Here is a 16,645-nt window from a genome sequence, read left to right on the forward strand (position 1 = left end):
AATCTGATATCTTTCTGTCTCGGTCAGTTGTGTATAGGCCATAGCGCATTCTCCTGTGGCGGGAAAGATGCCTACTATAGCAACTGACCGCCTTTCTGAAAAATTGCGCTTATTAGTCGAATCCGCCTGATATTTTTATTTAATGATGGGAGTGATTGCTGAAAATGGTTTATATAAGATATTGATATGGTGGTGGTATATTCTGGAGGTGAATCATTATAGGATCATTAGCTAATAAAATAGGTGAATGAAAATAAAATAATTCATGAGTAGAGGGGTTTAATTTAAATGGTGGCAGTAAATAATCACTTTTTACCTGTAATGTTTATATTTGGTTTCATAATAACATGCAATATAAATTATATCTTTAGTCAAGATAATTATGTTGCTGAAAATATGAATTGGAGACTTGGTAAATTGGATAACATTGAATTTTTCAATATTTAAGTACATGGTGAAATTAATACAACTGTTGGAATATTGGATGATGTCACTATTGAAAAAGGCTGCGAGATTAAGAGGTACTGATTTTTGTTGATAATCGAGTTCAGTGAATTGGCTTCATCATCGTTGAAGCTTTATAGGCAACAATTCTCACTTACTGCACAGATCTTAGGACAGACGACTTAAGTATGTGATGATATTTTTGCTGCTACCTTATTTTTACCCTTTTTTTGAAGGGAGTTGTAATTGATTGATTTTATGGATAAATTAATTATCACTTATAAAAAGGGTTTTTTCACTTTTTAGTAGCTATGCTCTTTAAAAATCAGCACGTTAAAGTTAATATGTAACAGTGCACTGCCGTACAGGCAGCTTAGAAAACGCAGCAAGCAATTGATTGACATATAACACCGTGCACTGCCGTACAGGCAGCTTAGAAAGTATGGCACCCGCTGACTCAACTGTCCATACAGTGCACTGCCGTACAGGCAGCTTAGAAAGTCCTGGTATGGGGAAAACGATGATGAGTACGGTGCACTGCCGTACAGGCAGCTTAGAAAATATCCGCCCCGTCCTTACTACCAGCCTTCTCGTGCACTGCCGTACAGGCAGCTTAGAAAGGCATTTATGCCAGTCAGATTTAAGGCGCTGAGTGCACTGCCGTACAGGCAGCTTAGAAATGTTCTTGAAAGAAAAAAACAAGAAGCTGTCAGTGCACTGCCGTACAGGCAGCTTAGAAACGGTCCTGACTTCTCGATATGTAATCGAGAACGTGCACTGCCGTACAGGCAGCTTAGAAAGAACTGCAAATGTTGGCCGGAAGTTCACATACGTGCACTGCCGTACAGGCAGTTTAGAAAGTCTGGTAAATCAGAAGGCCGGACAATTCAGGGTGCACTGCCGTACAGGCAGCTTGGAAAAAAGAAATACTGAGGGCAGCAAAAGACGCTGAGTGCACTGCCGTACAGGCAGCTTAAAAACAGAAGGTTTTCCTCTTCTCCTATCGAGTGTGCTGCTACACAGATAGCTTAGAGTATAATTATTCCTGTTTAGGGAAGGTACTATACCTGTCATCTTTCAAGTTGCCTCTTTGTTGGCTGCATTCGCTCACCCCAGTCACATAGTTATCTATGCTCCCGGGGATTCACTCCCTTGCCGTCGCGATGCATCTTGAAATCCATAGGGTATATGCTGTTAATTAGTAAAGAATTGTAAATTTTTTTAATTTATCTTTGAGATGTTTTACTTGTGTGAAATTTATGCATAATATTTGCCATAAGTGAAATTAATTAGGTAATTCTACATTATGGATAACAACTTTTCTCCGAGTGACCTTAAAACTATTTTGCATTCCAAACGCTCGAATATTTATTACCTCCAATATTGTCGAGTATTAGTGAATGGTGGCCGTGTTGAGTATGTCACTGATGAAGGAAAGCAATCCCTGTATTGGAATATCCCAATTGCAAATACCACCGTTATTATGTTGGGAACGGGTACTTCTATTACTCAGGCAGCAATGCGTGAATTCGCTAAGGCGGGTGTTTTAGTTGGTTTTTGTGGTGGTGGAGGCACACCGCTATTTGCGGCTAATGAGGTTGAAGTTGATGTATCTTGGCTGACGCCACAAAGTGAATATCGCCCTACGGAGTATTTACAAGATTGGGTGAGTTTCTGGTTTGATGACGAAAAACGATTAGCGGCAGCGATTGCTTTTCAAAAAATTCGTATTGCACAAATTCGTGAACATTGGCTAAGTAGTCGAATGTTGCGAGATAACTCTTTTATGATTAATCGTGAGAGTTTATTGTCATTACTCACACGTTATGAGCAGAATCTTGCAAATTGTCGTGATAATAAAGATTTATTGGCTCAAGAAGCTGTGATGACTAAAGCGTTATACAAACTGGCGGCAAATGCAGTGAGTTACGGCGACTTTGTTCGGGCAAAACGCGGCGGTGGTGTTGATTTAGCAAACCGTTTTCTTGATCATGGTAATTATCTGGCTTATGGATTGGCGGCTGTTGCAACTTGGGTCATTGGTTTACCACATGGTCTGGCGGTGTTGCATGGTAAAACCCGTCGTGGTGGTTTGGTTTTTGATGTTGCTGATCTGATTAAAGATGCGTTGGTATTGCCACAAGCATTTATTGCCGCAATGGTTGGAGAAGATGAACAGGAGTTTCGTCAACGCTGTATTAGTGGGTTTCAAAAAGCTGAGGCATTGGACACTATGATTGATGCCTTGCAAACAATTGCTCAACAACTGAGTCAGGTGGCACGATGAATATTCTTTTAGTCTCTCAATGTAATAAACGCGCGCTAACAGAAACCCGCCGAATTTTGGATCAATTTGCTGAGCGTAAAGGTGATAGAACTTGGCAAACGGCTATCACACTGGAAGGTTTAAATACTTTGCGTAAGCTATTGCGTAAAACGGCACGTCGTAATACGGCGGTTGCTTGCCATTGGATAAAAAGTGGTGGTCAAACTGAGCTGTTATGGATAGTCGGGAATTTGCGACGTTTTAACTCACGGGGAGTTGTACCCACTAATACGACACAACGTGATGTGCTGAAAAGTCAGGATGAAAATCACTGGCATAGTGTAGAAGCTATCAGCTTATTGGCGGCGATTGCCGGGTTATTTCATGATTTTGGTAAAGCTAATGCATTGTTCCAGCAAGGTTTACAGGGTAATGGGTGCTTTCAACCGTACCGACATGAATGGGTATCTTTGCGGCTTTTTCAGGCATTTGTTGATAAGCAAGATGATAAGGAGTGGTTGACTTCGTTAAGTCAGATTGAGCCTAGTGATGAGGATAAGATTCTTTCCCGTTTGGTTAAGGATGGTATTGCTAAAAAATATACGAACCCTTTTACTGATTTACCGCCATTGGCAACCACTGTTGCTTGGCTAATCCTCTCTCATCATCGTCTTCCTGTTTATCCTTCCAATTATTCAAACGAACCGCAACTGGAATACATTGATAATTGGTTGACTAAGCACTTAGAACCGTCATGGAACTCAGTCAACATGGATAATAAGGACTGGAGTAATCAGGATAAACGTGATGTCTGGACATTCCCAAATGGTACACCTATCCGCAGTCAGACTTGGCGTCAGAAAGCACAAAAATTTGCGCGAAGAGCGCTGCAATCAACGTCATTATCGCAATATGGCAATCTGAACCAGCGTTTCACCAGTCATATGTCTCGACTGGTTTTAATGCTGGCCGATCATCATTATTCATCGTTGCCTGCAACTTTGGGTTGGCAGGATGTTAACTATGATGTGTTTGCCAATACTGATAGAACCACCGGTAAGTGCAAGCAGCGATTAGATGAACATAATATTGGTGTTGGGCAGAATGCTTTATTATTAGGGAGAAGCTTGCCACATATCCGCAAAACGCTACCTGCAATTACTCGTCACAAAGGATTTAAACAACGTAGTAAAGACGAAAAATATCGCTGGCAAGATCAGGCATTTGATGCGGCGTGTGCTTTGCGTGAGCGTTCAGTAGAACAAGGTTTTTTTGGCATTAATATGGCTTCTACTGGTTGTGGTAAAACTTTTGCTAATGCACGCATCATGTATGGATTAGCTGATGAAAAACAAGGATGCCGTTTCTCTATCGCTTTGGGGTTAAGAACGTTAACGTTACAAACCGGTGATGCATTACGTAAAAGATTGCATTTGGAAGAAGACGATCTGGCGGTGCTTATTGGTTCTCAGGCAGTGAAAGAATTACATCAACTCCGCCAAAGGGCGCTTGAGCCTGATGTGGGTAGTATATCCGCGGAAGAGTTATTTGCTGAACACCAGTATGTTAGTTATGACGGTAGCTTAGATGATGGGCGTCTGAGTCATTGGTTACGTAAAGATAATAAACTTAATAAGCTGCTTAGCGCCCCTGTATTGGTGGCAACCATCGACCATTTAATTCCCGCTACTGAGGGTATTCGTGGTGGGAAGCAAATTGCACCTATGTTGAGATTGCTTACTTCTGATTTAGTGTTAGATGAACCTGATGATTTTGATATTAACGACTTGTCGGCTTTATGTAGGTTAGTAAACTGGGCAGGATTATTAGGTTCACGGGTATTGCTTTCATCGGCCACATTACCTCCTGCGTTGATTCAGGCATTGTTCAATGCTTATCGGGCTGGACGCCAAGATTATCAATTAGCATGTGGTCAACCAGGTGCCCCGGTGAATATCTGTTGTGCTTGGTTTGATGAATATGAAACAACTCAACAGGATGTGGTCGATGCATATCAGTTTCAGGAACAGCATAACATTTTCGTTAATAAGCGTATTAGCAGGCTTAAAGAAACGGTGCCATTGCGTAAAGCTGAACTTGTACCGATTATTTCTGAAAGTCGTAAAGTTAATGGTGTTATTAATACTATCGCCGAAGTGATGCATCACTCTATATTGAAATTGCGTGAGGAGCATCATCAAACTCATTCATCAGGTAAAACCGTTTCTATTGGTTTAATCCGTATGGCAAATATTGATCCACTGGTTGCTGTTGCACAGCGGTTATTACGGATACCATCTCCTAAAAATGTACGCATCCATTATTGTGTCTATCACAGCCAGCATCCTTTGGCGATACGTTCTCATCTTGAACATCGGTTGGATTCCACATTAACACGATACGATGAAGAAGAGTTGTGGCAGGTGGCGGAAATTCGCAAAGCATTAGAGGAGATGCCAGAGAAGCATCATATTTTTGTCTCACTTGCTACATCTGTAGCTGAAGTTGGTCGGGATCATGATTACGACTGGTCCATTGCTGAACCCAGTTCAATGCGTTCATTGATACAACTTGCTGGGCGTATCCAACGCCATCGGCAAAAAGAGCCAAAGATACCTAATCTGCATATTCTGATGAAAAATTATAAAGCACTTAAAGCGACTGATTTAGAATATCCAGTTTATTGTCGGCCAGGATTTGAGTCGAAAGATTACCTCCTTGCCAGTCATGATTTACATGAATTACTGGAGCCTGATCAATATGAACTAATTAGTGCATTACCTAGGATTAGGGAACGAGATGACGCAGGGGAACGTTCACCTTTTCAGAACTTAGTTGATCTTGAGCATCAACGTTTGTGGGATGAACTTCAAGGTGATTCTGATAATGAACATGGTTATTGCTCAGCACTTTGGTGGCGTAAACAAGCCTCATGGTGTGCGGAACTCCAACGTCATAAACCGTTTCGTCAATCAGAACCTGACGAACTACATTATTTGTGGCTTGAAGAAGAGGGTGAAGAAGCGAAGTTTATGGCTCTGGACAGCGGCCAGGCAGGGATAAAAGAAAGCGGAGCGTTTGACTATGTGCCAGAATTAGAGTTCGCACTTGGTGTGAGTGCTTGGATTGGACTTGATACTGAGACGATTTATCAGAATTTGGCTGATATTCATGAAATGGAGTTAAAAGACGTAAGCCAGCATTTTGGTGAGATTCGTCTTAGGAAGAAAGATGACGGAGAAGCATGGTGTTACCACCCGTTTTTAGGGGTGTTTAGAGACATTATTGTTATTCCATCAATGGATGAATATGAAAACATCGAAGCACTTAAGATTCAGTTTTTGAAATCCAGAGCAATTCAAGCCGAAGCTGATATTGAAGCAGGCAACCTAGTTGATGGTGAATCGTTTTTTGATGAACTAGAGACAGGCAAGTACGACTAATGTTGCTCTTCTATTGTTTAACACCGTATGCCCAAAGAGATCTGATCGAAATCCGCCGATTTATCATGAAACAATGGGGACGGCTCAATCACAAAAATATCTGTTGGAACTACGGAGAATCATTCGTCTGCTCGCTGATACTCCTTCCTTGGGCAAGTTTAGGGCTGATATTGGACTGGATATTTTGAGCTTTCCCTATGTCAGCCATGTCATTTATTACGTAGTGCATGAGCAGCAATTAGTTGTGTTCGGTGTGCAGCACAAACGTATGATGCCGTTGAACCACCTAGCCGAGCGAGAAGTGATTTAATGTAATTGATTTTTTGGGTGGTATATTGATTAATTGTGATAGTGAGTTTGTGTTGGGTGAAAATTAACCAGTTGTGTTTCGGGTCATGAGTACATTTGAAAAATGAGGTGTGGGATGAAGGGGATAAAAGGGAGGGAGAGGGTGTACATGTTTTGTCGCTATCGAGAGTGGTTTTATAAGGATGTTAGTAGGTTGTAATGGATATGCATAGCAGCGCCACTGGGGGACGCTGTCTGTGCGGTAGTTGATTTTTGTCTTAAGGTATAATGGACATCTAGATATTTCTAAGCTGCCTGTACGGCAGTTGGTTTCTACTTAAGACTAAAGAAACATGTTTCTAAGCTGCTTACACAGCAGTTCCCGCATAGTTAAGTATTTTTAAAAATTGATTTCCACATTAAATTATCTACTAAAGAATTAAAGATACATGGGTTGAATGATTTGTCGGTGTCGTGTAAGGTATAGCTGTAAATCGTTCATTTAGGAAATAGCTATGAAAAGAAAGCCGAATAGAAAACAAGGGAAGGCAGGAAATCTGCTGAGTATGGTTATCATGTTACTTATATATTTGCCTTCCGTGACTGATTTCCATAAGGAGTCAAGTCTTGTTCAAGGTCAAAAAGCAATCACAATATCTGTTACTATCAGTCAAGGTTCTGCTAACTAGTAGATTGATTGACTAATAAGCATAGCGTTATCTCTCTGTTTGAGAGATAGCGTATTCTGATAACCATTATTGATAAGGTGAAATAGAGGTTATGAATGAAAATGGGTTAAGTCGATTTATTACTGATTATATTGGAAGCCGTAAACAGCCAAAGCTGGAGGCTTTTGATAAAGAGGCGGAAAAGAGACTGGCAAAGTTAACATCTTCGGAGGATATCACACTGGTTCAGCAAGAGATCGCTGAACAGCATAAAGCGTTGGAAGAACATTATGAAGTCAGGAATTGGTTAGATGATGCCGCTAACAGGGCAAAGCAAATCAGTTTAGTGACACATGCTCTGAAATTTACTCATAGTGATGCCAGAGGTAGCAGTATTTTTGCGACATCATCAAATACAACCGAAAATATTAAATATCTTTCTACTGCAACTTTGTATAAACCTGTAATCGATTCAGTTGGTAATGCTGCTGCGCTTGATGTTGCAAAATTATTGCAAACAGAATACCAAGAAGATTCATTGGTGGCGTGTTTAAATCGGGGAGATTATTCAGCATTAGCTGAATTGGCGGAAAATGAACAGCAACTTGAACGTTGGGTGAATGGGTTCCGGCAAGCTCTATCAGATGAAACGCTTTCCTCACATAAGCTGGCAAAGCAACTTTATTTCCCGATAAATAATGAGAGTGGTGAGTATCATTTATTAAGTCCATTATTTTCGTCATCTCTGGCTCATGCGATGTATCAGCGTATCGCTGAAGCCCGTTTTGGTGAATCATCGAAAGAAATTAATAAGGCAAAGAAAGAAGAACGTTGGCATCCTGAAACTAGAGTAATTTATCCCAATACGGCTGTGCAGAATATAGGTGGAACTAAGCCGCAGAATATTTCTTACCTTAATAGCGTACGAGGTGGACGAGCTTGGCTTTTATCTTGTTCTGCTCCTAACTGGCAAAGTAATATCAAGCTGCCGGAACGGCACAGATCCATTTTTGAACAGCGTAGTCAGTTTGTTCGGTTATCTTATCGTACTGTCAGATTGATGCGACAATATCTATTTCGTGCACAAAAACGTACGGAAGAAATTCGACAGAATCGTCAGGCATATATTGATGAAATTATTGATATTTTATTTAACTATGTCGCTAGTGTACAGGATCAGGTTGAATTTAAAGGTTGGAGTGCGAATTGTAAATTAAAACGTTCTCAGCAGCTTTGGCTTGATCCCTATCGTTGTCAACAGGATGAAATATTCAAATTTGAACGTGAAGGTGGAGACTGGAAAAAAGAAATTGCTGACGATTTTGGTCTTTGGTTGAACAACGAATTGCGTCATGAACGGTTAGAATTTGGATTGACTGAACGTAATGAGTGGGCCTCTGTGTTTAAAAAACGCCTACGTGAATTTGAGGATGAATTGCCAGAGGTACCGTTATGAGCTATTTAATTGTTTTACGTCACATTCGAGTAGAGAATGCTAATGCGATTACTGGCTTAACCTATGGTTTTCCGGCAATCACTCATTTTCTTGGTTTTACTCATGCACTTTCACGTAAGTTACAGCAAGGCCATGATTTAAGATTAGAAAATTGTGGCGTTATTTGTCATAACCACCAACTACATGCTCATCAGTCTGATCCTATTAGGGATAAAGTCTTTGCTTTAACCCGCAATCCATTAACCAGAGAAGAAAAGACAGCTTCTTTTAATGAAGAAGGTCGTATGCATATGACGGTTTCTTTATTAATAGAATGTTCTGGTGAAATTGCTGGCGATGCAGGGGCTGACGAATTGGAACAATATTTACTAGAAATATGTCCAACTCAGAGGCTAGCAGGCGGTACTATCACTGAAATTGCTAAAGTGGATGTTATTGCTTTTCCGCAAGAAGGACAGGATACCCGTAAGTTAATGCGTCGTTTATTGCCGGGTTTTGCCTTGTTAGATCGCTCTGAATTGTTAGCTAAACACTACGAAGAATTAAAACAGGATAATCCTCAGGTAGAAATGATTGATGCCTGGCTTGATTTTTCTACTATTAAAATGCGGGCTATTCCTACTCAGGATGATAAGCAACCTGAAATTGGTGATCCTGCATCTTGGGAATATATTCCTAAACCTGCTTCGGGATATTTAGTCCCCTTGATGACAGGTTATCAAGCGATATCACCATTATATTCAGCCGGGAAAGTAGATAAAACCCGTGATCCTAATACTCCATTTCGTTTTGTTGAAGCAATCTATGGGGTAGGTGAATGGAAAAGCCCGCACCGTATTGATGATATTCGCCAGTTACTCTGGTGTTATGACTATCAAGAGGGAGAGGGTGTATACAGGTGTGGTAATCAACAGTCTATTTCCCGTCAATCCAAACCCAATAAGAAAGTAAGAATAATCGACTGATTAATTAAAAGAAGGATATCTACATGTCTAAATCAACTATTAAAACGGCTTCTGTACTAGCATTTGAACGTAAACTTTCTAACTCAGATGCTTTAATGTTTGCTGGAAATTGGGAACAGATCAGTGGCGAATGGAAGCCTATTGCTATTCAGGAAAAAGCAGTCAGAGGTACGATTTCTAACCGCTTGAAAAACGCATTAACCAGCGATCCAGCCAAACTGGATGCGGAGATTCAAAAAGCAAACCTGCAACGTGTCGATGTTGCCGCATTGCCTTTTGATGCTGATACCCTAAAAGTCAGTTTTACATTACGGGTCTTAGGCAATCTTTCAACACCATCAGTATGTAATGATCAGGATTATCAAGCTGAATTGGCAAACGTGATTAACGGTTATATCGCTGAACATGGTTTCAAAACGCTTGCAGCACGTTATGCAGAAAACTTGGCTAATGGACGGTTTTTGTGGCGTAACCGAGTTGGAGCAGAAGAAATTAAGGTTCGCGTAAGTGGTAAGAGTGGCAAATGGTGGGAGTTTGATTGCGAAAATTTCAGCTTACGTGAATTTGGTAAGGTAGAAGGTGATTTAGCTGAACTTGCCGCCGAAATTGAAGAAGGATTAGCAGGCGATAGATCAACATTATTCAATGTTGAGGCTTTTGTTCGTTTGGGGCATGGGCAGGAAATTTTCCCTTCTCAAGAGTTGGTTCTCGACAGTAACAGTAAAAAAAGCAAAGTGTTGTATCAGGTCAATGAGATCGCTGCATTGCATTCGCAGAAAGTGGGTAATGCGCTCCGCACCATTGACACATGGTACCCAGACGCTACGGAATTAGGTCTTGGCCCAATAGCGGTTGAACCCTATGGTTCTGTCACCAGTCGTGGTAAGGCTTATCGTCAGCCTAAAGTAAAAATGGATTTTTATACTTTGTTAGATAACTGGGTTGTTAAAGGAAAAACGCCAGAAGTAGAGCAACAACACTATGTTATGGCGACGCTAATTCGTGGCGGTGTTTTTGGTGAAAAAGGTGAATAAGGGGATCAGATGGATTATTACTTTGAAATCCGTGTTCTTCCCGATCCTGAATTTAGCCAGCAAAGACTGTTGGAAGCGTTATTTGCTAAACTGCATCGGGCTTTGGGGCAAGTAGGTAACGGACGTATTGGGGTCAGTTTTCCGTGTGCGAGAAAAACACTGGGGGATACGCTGAGAATTCACGGTTCAAGCGAAGCGCTGAATGACTTGCAAACATTATCTTGGTTAAAAGGACTCAGGGATTATACTGAGGTGATTGATATCAAGCTGGTACCTAAGGATGCTCGATATCGTCGTGTTAGCCGAGTGCAGGTAAAAAGCAATGTTGATAGGATTCGCCGTCGTTCGATTAAAAAAGGATGGTTAACGGAGGAACAAGCCTTGCAACGCATTCCTATCAGCAAGGAACAACGCACTCATTTACCGTTTCTGTACCTTAAGAGCTTGTCATCAGGACAAAGTTTTCTGTTGTTTGTCAAACAAGGGCCAATACAAGACAAACCAATACCGGGAGTTTTTAGCTCGTATGGATTAAGTTCATCAGCTACCATCCCTTGGTTTTGACCCTTTTTTAGCGGCTAATTATAACTTATTGATTTATTTAAGGGATTAGCCGCTGCTAATAAAAAGGGTTTTTCTGCTTTTTATAACTATACTCTTTATTAATCAGGAAGTTATAATTATTTCCTAACATTTGTTTACTGCTGTGCAAGTAGTTTAGAAACCGCAATTATTGCAACAGCTGTTCGTTCACTGCCGTACAGGCAGCAGCGCACTCGATTGAGTGCGCTAAAAAAGCAATCTATTTTCTTCTCGATATGCATCAATTGATATGCTTTTGTGCATATTCTTCACTATTAACCCATTGGTGGTCTTTTTCCCAGGTAAATAGCCATTTGCGAGTTGGTCCTGCCATTACGTTGAGATAATAGTTGTCGTAACCGGCAATGGTTGCCACTGGGTGGTAGCCTTTGGGCACCATTACCACATCTTTGTTGTAAACAGCCATTGATTCATCCAGTGAACGGTCATCGGTATAGACGCGTTGCATGCAAAACCCTTGAGAAGGGTTCAGGCGATGGTAATAGGTTTCTTCCAAATAGGTTTCCTGTGGCGCATTGTCGGTATCGTGTTTATGGCTAGGGTAGGAACTGGTACAGCCTTCATCGGTAAAGACTTCAACCACCAACAAGCTATCAGCAGGTTTATTATCCGGTAGGATGTTGTGAACATAGCGTCGGTTGTAGCCATTTCCACGTTGTTCTGCACCAATATCCTGTGGCGTAATCAGGCGAGTCGGGTAGCTTCCTTTACCTGGCGCTTGGCATACCGCGAGTTCAAGTGCGGTATCGGCAATAATTTCAATAGATTCCCCCGCAGTGATGTAAACAGCATAAGGTTTTTTGCGTTCAAATGGCTGCATGCGATCGCCAATATGCTCAAACCGTTGATGTGGCGTAGTCACTGTGGCTTTGCCTGCCACCAAAACCAGACAGGTTTCATTTTCTGATGCGGGTAAGGTGATTTTTTCACCCGAAGCCAACTCATAAACATCAAAATGGACATACTTCCAGTTTGCTGATTCCGGCGTGATATGCTGAGTTCGTTTGTTTTGATCCGGTGCATGATATTTTGATAATAATTTGGACATATTATCTACCCTCAGTACTATTTTTGCATGAATCAGGTTGTGATTAATTAAAACAATCCGGCATCTCTGGCAAATTTGCGTAAATTGTTATAACCCATCGTTGCGTAGGTGAATGGGTGAGCAATAGCAGGATCTTGTTCTGCTTCAACTACCAGCCAGCCTTCATAATTTTGTTTTTTCAACACTTGAAAAATTGCCGGATAATCAACGCAACCATCTCCCGGTACTGTGAATACACCACTCAGTACGGCATCAAGGAAACTGGTTTTACGGTTTTTTATATCGTTGAGTACATCAAGGCGGATGTCTTTACAGTGAACATGATTAATGCGTTTTGCCCAGCGTTTTGCGATAGCTAGTGGATCAGCGCCAGCAAAGGTCAAATGGCCGGTATCCAGCAACAATCCAACTTCATCTCCGGTATTTTCCATCAGATGATCAACATCTTTCTCAGTTTCGATGACAGTTCCCATATGGTGGTGATAAGCAATCTGAACACCTTGTTTTTGGGTGTAACGGGCAAATTCAGTCAATTTTTCACCATATTCTTGCCAGCGGTTAGCTGGAAATTGAGGACGAAGATGGACTGGTCTATTTTGATCGCCGTGAATGCAGTTTGTCACTTCCGCAAAGACCATGACATTAGCTCCCAGTTCGCGCAGCAGGGTCAGGTGAGATTCTACCGCTTTAATCTCTTCCGCTACCGAACGGGTGAGTAATTCGCCAGAGTACCAGCCGGATACCAGCCTAAGATCATGGGCGGCAAGAATGGGGCCTAATATGTTGGCCTGACGAGGGAATTTATGGCCCAATTCAAAACCGGTAAAACCTGCTTGGCGGCCTTCTGTTAAGCAGGTTTCCAGTGGTGTGTCCGCGCCGAGAGTGGGTAAGTCATCATTAGTCCAGGTCAGAGGGTTGATACCAAGTTGAACAGCCATGATGGTGCTCCTAGTTGAATAAAATAATTTTATTATGTTGCTATCCGCGCTGACGCCATAGGCTAATCAGGTTGTGATAGTTGGTTTTTATTTTCTGGATCAAACGGTTATCATCAATCTCGTTTTTTAGCCATTTTAGGGATGGTTGACCAAATAGGGTTCTTCCGACTGCAAAACCTTTGACGATAGATTTGCCGGCTGCGGCATTGAAACCTATTTCCAGCTCTTCTTGTGAAGCGTCGAGGCCAAGAATAACGACGCCACGGCAATAGGGGTCTCGTTGCTGGATGAGATAGTTAATGTTGTCCCAACTTTCAGAACTGAGAGGTGGGAGTTTCCACCAATCCGGTTTAACTCCAAGGTTATAAAATCGTCTGAGCGCACGAATATAGAATTCATCTGAGTGTTTCATTTCCACAGGCAGAATCACTTCCAGTAAAAGTTCGTGACCAGATTTACAGCATGCGGCATAAATCTCCCGAATTTTTTTCTCTTGCTCCAGGCGGAGTGGGTGAGCATCTTCTGGATGGAAAAACACCAGGCATTTGACGATGTGTTCCAGTGGCCAGTCAATAAGTTGGGAACCTATGTTGCCATGTTCCAGACAAAGCGGGCGAGAGCCGGGTAGCTCAATTGGGCGGCCTATCCACCAACCTTGACCGGTAATTTCGTTTAAAACATCCTGACCAAATGTGCTGTCACATAACAGACCTATTTTTCCTTGTAACCCGGCTTCTGTGGCAACTTCTCGGCTGGCGCGCAATAGAAGTTGTTTTAATGATGAGATACGTTTGATGCTGGCATTTGCTTGCCGGGCTAATTCGATAAATTGAATACGGTGATCAAATGCCATGACGCACAGTTCGTCCCATTGATTTTTACGGGTGCTGATACGGTGAAGGTGATTAAGTGTTTCATCCAAATCAGGGCGTAGTATTTGATTGGCGCGTGATAGGTAGTTATCAAGCTCTGTTTTATCTGGCATTGCCGGTGCGCACCCATGACGAGAAACGACTAATGCGCCACAAGCATTAGCGTAGGTACAGGCTTTTTCCCAACCTTCGTTATTGAGATAGCCGCGTAACAGGCCGGACATAAAAGCATCCCCTGCACCGAGTACGTTAAGCACATCGACGGGAACGCCCTGTATCGTGATGCTATCATTCAAATCATTAGGGATTTCAGCGGTAAAAACAGAGCATCCCAGTGCTCCCCGTTTGCAAACCAATGCAGCAGACGTGAGTTTACGAATGTTGCGTAGTGCTTCGATAGTCTCTGTGGAACCACCGGCAATATGGAACTCTTCTTCTGTGCCGACAATAAGGTCAAATAGTGATAATACTTCCTGTAACTGAGCTGTTACCTGTTCCGATGCGATATAACGTGTTTCACCATCTCCCAGAGAAGTTAATCCCCAAAGTACCGGGCGATAATCAATATCCATGACTGTTTTCACACGGTTACGGCGGGCATAGTTGAGGGCCGTCAGCACGGCATCGCGAGTGTTAGGATGAGAAAGATGCGTTCCAGTGATTGCCAGACAACGGGCTGATGCAATGTATTCTTCACTGAAATCATCACGGGTAATTGCCATATCGGCGCAGTTATCACGATAGAAGATCAGAGGAAACGTTGTTTTATCTTTGATTCCTAGCAGCACTAGTGCCGTAAGGCGTTCTTTATCAATGGTTAGATGGCTGGTATCACAACCAACACTTTGCAACTCTTCTCTAAGGAAACGTCCCATATGCTCATCACCGACTCTGGCTAGCATGGAGGATTTAAGCCCCTGCCGAGCGGCGCCATAGGCAACATTACCGGAAGAACCCCCAAGGTATTTTGCAAAACTTCCCATGTCTTCCAGACGTGCTCCGATTTGTTGGCCGTAAAGGTCGACGGCGATTCGTCCCATGCAGATGACATCAAATTTTTTTTGCTGCTCCATTGAACAATTCCTTATAAGTACAAACATCAAGTGTTGCTATGATGAGCTCCGACAGTGGAGCGTTGATAAGAGGGATTAATTAATTTCAGTGACATTCACCCAACGTTGTTCTTGATAAGAACGAGCAATGGCATCCAGAATACGTGAGACTTTCCATCCTTCGGTGAAATCCGGCCATATCTCTTTATTGCTGGCGATGCCATTGATCAAGTCTCTGATTTCCACTGCTTTTTGATCATTGAAGCCGATGCCGTGACCTGCTCCGTGACAGAATGGTGCATAGTCAGGATGTTCCGGTCCAATAAGAATAGTTTTAAAGCCTTGGCGGTTTGCCGGTTCATCGTGACGGTAAAGTTTTAGTTCGGCCATTCTTTCTTGTGTGAAGCTCAAAGCGCCTTTTGTTCCTGTAATGGTGTAGCTCAAACCCATTTTGCGACCGCAAGCAATACGGGAGGTTTCAATAATACCCATTGCTCCGCCGCTGAAACGTACCATAGCATGTGCTTGATCTTCGTTTTCTACGGCAACCATAATGCTAGAGCCGGTTTTTTCCGGGCGTTGTTTGATGACAGTGGTCATGTCTGCGCACACAGTTTGGATATCACCAATCAGGTACTGCGCCATATTGATGATATGAGCAGCAAGATCGCCTAATGCGCCTAATCCAGCTTTATCTTTGAAACAGTGCCAATGGATAGGGGTGAATGGATCGGCCATATAATCTTCGTTATGCATGCCGTAGAAGTGAATGACCTCACCTATTTCACCATTTGAAATGATCTCTTTAGCCAGTTGTGCGGTAGGGTTTTTCATATAGTTAAAACCAACTAATGTTTTCACTCCGGCTTTTTTGGCGGCTTCGACCATTAATTTTGCATCAGTTGAGTTTAGTGCCAGTGGTTTTTCACAATAAACATGCTTGCCATGTTTGATCGCTTCGAGAGCCATCTCTTTATGAAGGAAATTTGGTGAGCAGATATCAACAACATGAATATCGGGATCTGATACTAATTTGCGCCAATTATCAGTAAAGCGCCGGAAACCTAATTGCTCAGACCGTTTTGCGGCGAGTTCAGCAGAAACTTCCGCTACCATTTCACAAACTAGTTTGCCTGCCAGAGGGAAAACAGTAGGCGCTTGTGCATAAGCAATGGCATGCGTCCGTCCGATGTAACCAGTACCGATTAGGCCGATACGAATTTCTTCCATATAGCTGTTTCTCCGAATAAAAGCGGATAAGTCGTTTGTTGTTGCTTTAGTGTTTGCTAGTTAACCTCGGTTGTTGTCGTATACCTGTTATAAGAAACATTTGTTTCATTTTCAATGTGAATGAAAATATTAATTTCAAGTTGTGATCTGATAAGGGTTTTTTAGCTAACATCGCGTTATATAGGGTTAATTTTCTAGTGAATTAGGTACTATTCAGAAGTAAGAACAGGAAAAATAGAATATTAGAATTTTTGTTTCATGTATGGGTTGGTATATATGAATGTATTTTTTAGCAAAAGGAACCGCTATCCCCCCAGGATTTCCTCTTTCAAATATGG

General features: G+C 42.0%; 11 protein-coding genes, 1 pseudogene and 1 CRISPR repeat array. Of the genes and pseudogenes, 8 read left to right on the forward strand and 4 right to left on the reverse strand.

Translation table 11 applies throughout. The annotated features are described in order from the left end of the window. The first annotated feature begins 796 nt into the window (after positions 1–796). Positions 797–1,424: direct repeats of the CRISPR family, unit length 28 nt; unit sequence GTGCACTGCCGTACAGGCAGCTTAGAAA. A 326-nt stretch (positions 1,425–1,750) separates the two neighbouring features. From cas1f to cas6f, 8 genes and pseudogenes are all read left to right on the forward strand, one after another. Further along, positions 1,751–2,731 carry a type I-F CRISPR-associated endonuclease Cas1f gene (gene cas1f / locus EAE90_RS08140; RefSeq protein WP_214053084.1) on the forward strand — a complete coding sequence of 327 codons (981 nt, stop codon included), beginning with the start codon at positions 1,751–1,753 and terminating at the stop codon, positions 2,729–2,731. Further along, a pseudogene (gene cas3f / locus EAE90_RS08145) lies at positions 2,728–5,985 on the forward strand (type I-F CRISPR-associated helicase Cas3f); the annotation flags it as partial. The gene cas1f and the pseudogene cas3f, both read left to right, overlap by 4 nt. Positions 5,986–6,226: 241 nt before the next feature. Further along, the gene (locus tag EAE90_RS08150; protein ID WP_246550509.1) at positions 6,227–6,463 is read left to right on the forward strand and encodes a type II toxin-antitoxin system RelE/ParE family toxin; all 237 of its coding nucleotides are present in this window, start codon (positions 6,227–6,229) and stop codon (positions 6,461–6,463) included. Between the two features lie 493 nt (positions 6,464–6,956). Beyond that, positions 6,957–7,130 carry a hypothetical protein gene (locus EAE90_RS08155; RefSeq protein WP_214053085.1) on the forward strand — a complete coding sequence of 58 codons (174 nt, stop codon included), beginning with the start codon at positions 6,957–6,959 and terminating at the stop codon, positions 7,128–7,130. A 91-nt stretch (positions 7,131–7,221) separates the two neighbouring features. Beyond that, positions 7,222–8,565 (forward strand): type I-F CRISPR-associated protein Csy1, encoded by a 1,344-nt coding sequence (gene csy1, locus EAE90_RS08160; protein WP_214053086.1) that lies wholly within the window; start codon positions 7,222–7,224, stop codon positions 8,563–8,565. Then, a complete protein-coding gene (gene csy2 / locus EAE90_RS08165; protein ID WP_214053087.1) occupies positions 8,562–9,530 on the forward strand; it encodes a type I-F CRISPR-associated protein Csy2 in 969 nt (322 codons plus the stop codon). Before csy1 ends, csy2 begins: the two co-directional genes overlap by 4 nt. A 23-nt stretch (positions 9,531–9,553) precedes the next feature. Continuing rightward, positions 9,554–10,564 (forward strand): type I-F CRISPR-associated protein Csy3, encoded by a 1,011-nt coding sequence (gene csy3 / locus EAE90_RS08170; RefSeq protein ID WP_214053088.1) that lies wholly within the window; start codon positions 9,554–9,556, stop codon positions 10,562–10,564. A 9-nt stretch (positions 10,565–10,573) separates the two neighbouring features. Continuing rightward, on the forward strand, positions 10,574–11,128 hold the full coding sequence (gene cas6f / locus EAE90_RS08175; protein WP_214053089.1) for a type I-F CRISPR-associated endoribonuclease Cas6/Csy4: 555 nt from the start codon (positions 10,574–10,576) through the stop codon (positions 11,126–11,128). Positions 11,129–11,387: 259 nt separating this feature from the next. Here cas6f and iolB read toward each other — a convergent pair whose 3' ends face one another. The 4 genes from iolB to EAE90_RS08195 form a co-directional block, all read right to left on the reverse strand. After that, positions 11,388–12,215 carry a 5-deoxy-glucuronate isomerase gene (iolB, locus tag EAE90_RS08180; RefSeq protein WP_214053090.1) on the reverse strand — a complete coding sequence of 276 codons (828 nt, stop codon included), beginning with the start codon at positions 12,213–12,215 and terminating at the stop codon, positions 11,388–11,390. Positions 12,216–12,262: 47 nt separating this feature from the next. Beyond that, entirely contained in the window at positions 12,263–13,153 is an 891-nt protein-coding gene (gene iolE, locus EAE90_RS08185) for a myo-inosose-2 dehydratase (protein WP_214053091.1), read from the reverse strand. A 40-nt stretch (positions 13,154–13,193) separates the two neighbouring features. Beyond that, the gene (locus tag EAE90_RS08190; protein ID WP_214053092.1) at positions 13,194–15,098 is read right to left on the reverse strand and encodes a bifunctional 5-dehydro-2-deoxygluconokinase/5-dehydro-2-deoxyphosphogluconate aldolase; all 1,905 of its coding nucleotides are present in this window, start codon (positions 15,096–15,098) and stop codon (positions 13,194–13,196) included. 75 nt (positions 15,099–15,173) lie between these two features. Then, positions 15,174–16,307 carry a Gfo/Idh/MocA family protein gene (locus tag EAE90_RS08195; protein ID WP_214053093.1) on the reverse strand — a complete coding sequence of 378 codons (1,134 nt, stop codon included), beginning with the start codon at positions 16,305–16,307 and terminating at the stop codon, positions 15,174–15,176. Positions 16,308–16,645: the final 338 nt, after the last annotated feature.

Origin of the sequence: Photorhabdus caribbeanensis (genome assembly GCF_018448885.1) — a bacterium.
GTDB classification, from domain to species: Bacteria; Pseudomonadota; Gammaproteobacteria; order Enterobacterales; family Enterobacteriaceae; genus Photorhabdus; species Photorhabdus caribbeanensis.

Bases quoted from the DNA above. Each gene is read 5' to 3' on its own strand.
- cas1f (WP_214053084.1), top strand. From the start codon at position 1,751: ATGGATAACAACTTTTCTCCGAGTGACCTTAAAACTATTTTGCATTCC.
- EAE90_RS08155 (WP_214053085.1), top strand. From the start codon at position 6,957: ATGAAAAGAAAGCCGAATAGAAAACAAGGGAAGGCAGGAAATCTGCTG.
- EAE90_RS08190 (WP_214053092.1), bottom strand. From the start codon at position 15,098: ATGGAGCAGCAAAAAAAATTTGATGTCATCTGCATGGGACGAATCGCC.
- csy2 (WP_214053087.1), top strand. From the start codon at position 8,562: ATGAGCTATTTAATTGTTTTACGTCACATTCGAGTAGAGAATGCTAAT.
- iolB (WP_214053090.1), bottom strand. From the start codon at position 12,215: ATGTCCAAATTATTATCAAAATATCATGCACCGGATCAAAACAAACGA.
- csy3 (WP_214053088.1), top strand. From the start codon at position 9,554: ATGTCTAAATCAACTATTAAAACGGCTTCTGTACTAGCATTTGAACGT.
- iolE (WP_214053091.1), bottom strand. From the start codon at position 13,153: ATGGCTGTTCAACTTGGTATCAACCCTCTGACCTGGACTAATGATGAC.
- EAE90_RS08195 (WP_214053093.1), bottom strand. From the start codon at position 16,307: ATGGAAGAAATTCGTATCGGCCTAATCGGTACTGGTTACATCGGACGG.
- csy1 (WP_214053086.1), top strand. From the start codon at position 7,222: ATGAATGAAAATGGGTTAAGTCGATTTATTACTGATTATATTGGAAGC.
- EAE90_RS08150 (WP_246550509.1), top strand. From the start codon at position 6,227: ATGGGGACGGCTCAATCACAAAAATATCTGTTGGAACTACGGAGAATC.
- cas6f (WP_214053089.1), top strand. From the start codon at position 10,574: ATGGATTATTACTTTGAAATCCGTGTTCTTCCCGATCCTGAATTTAGC.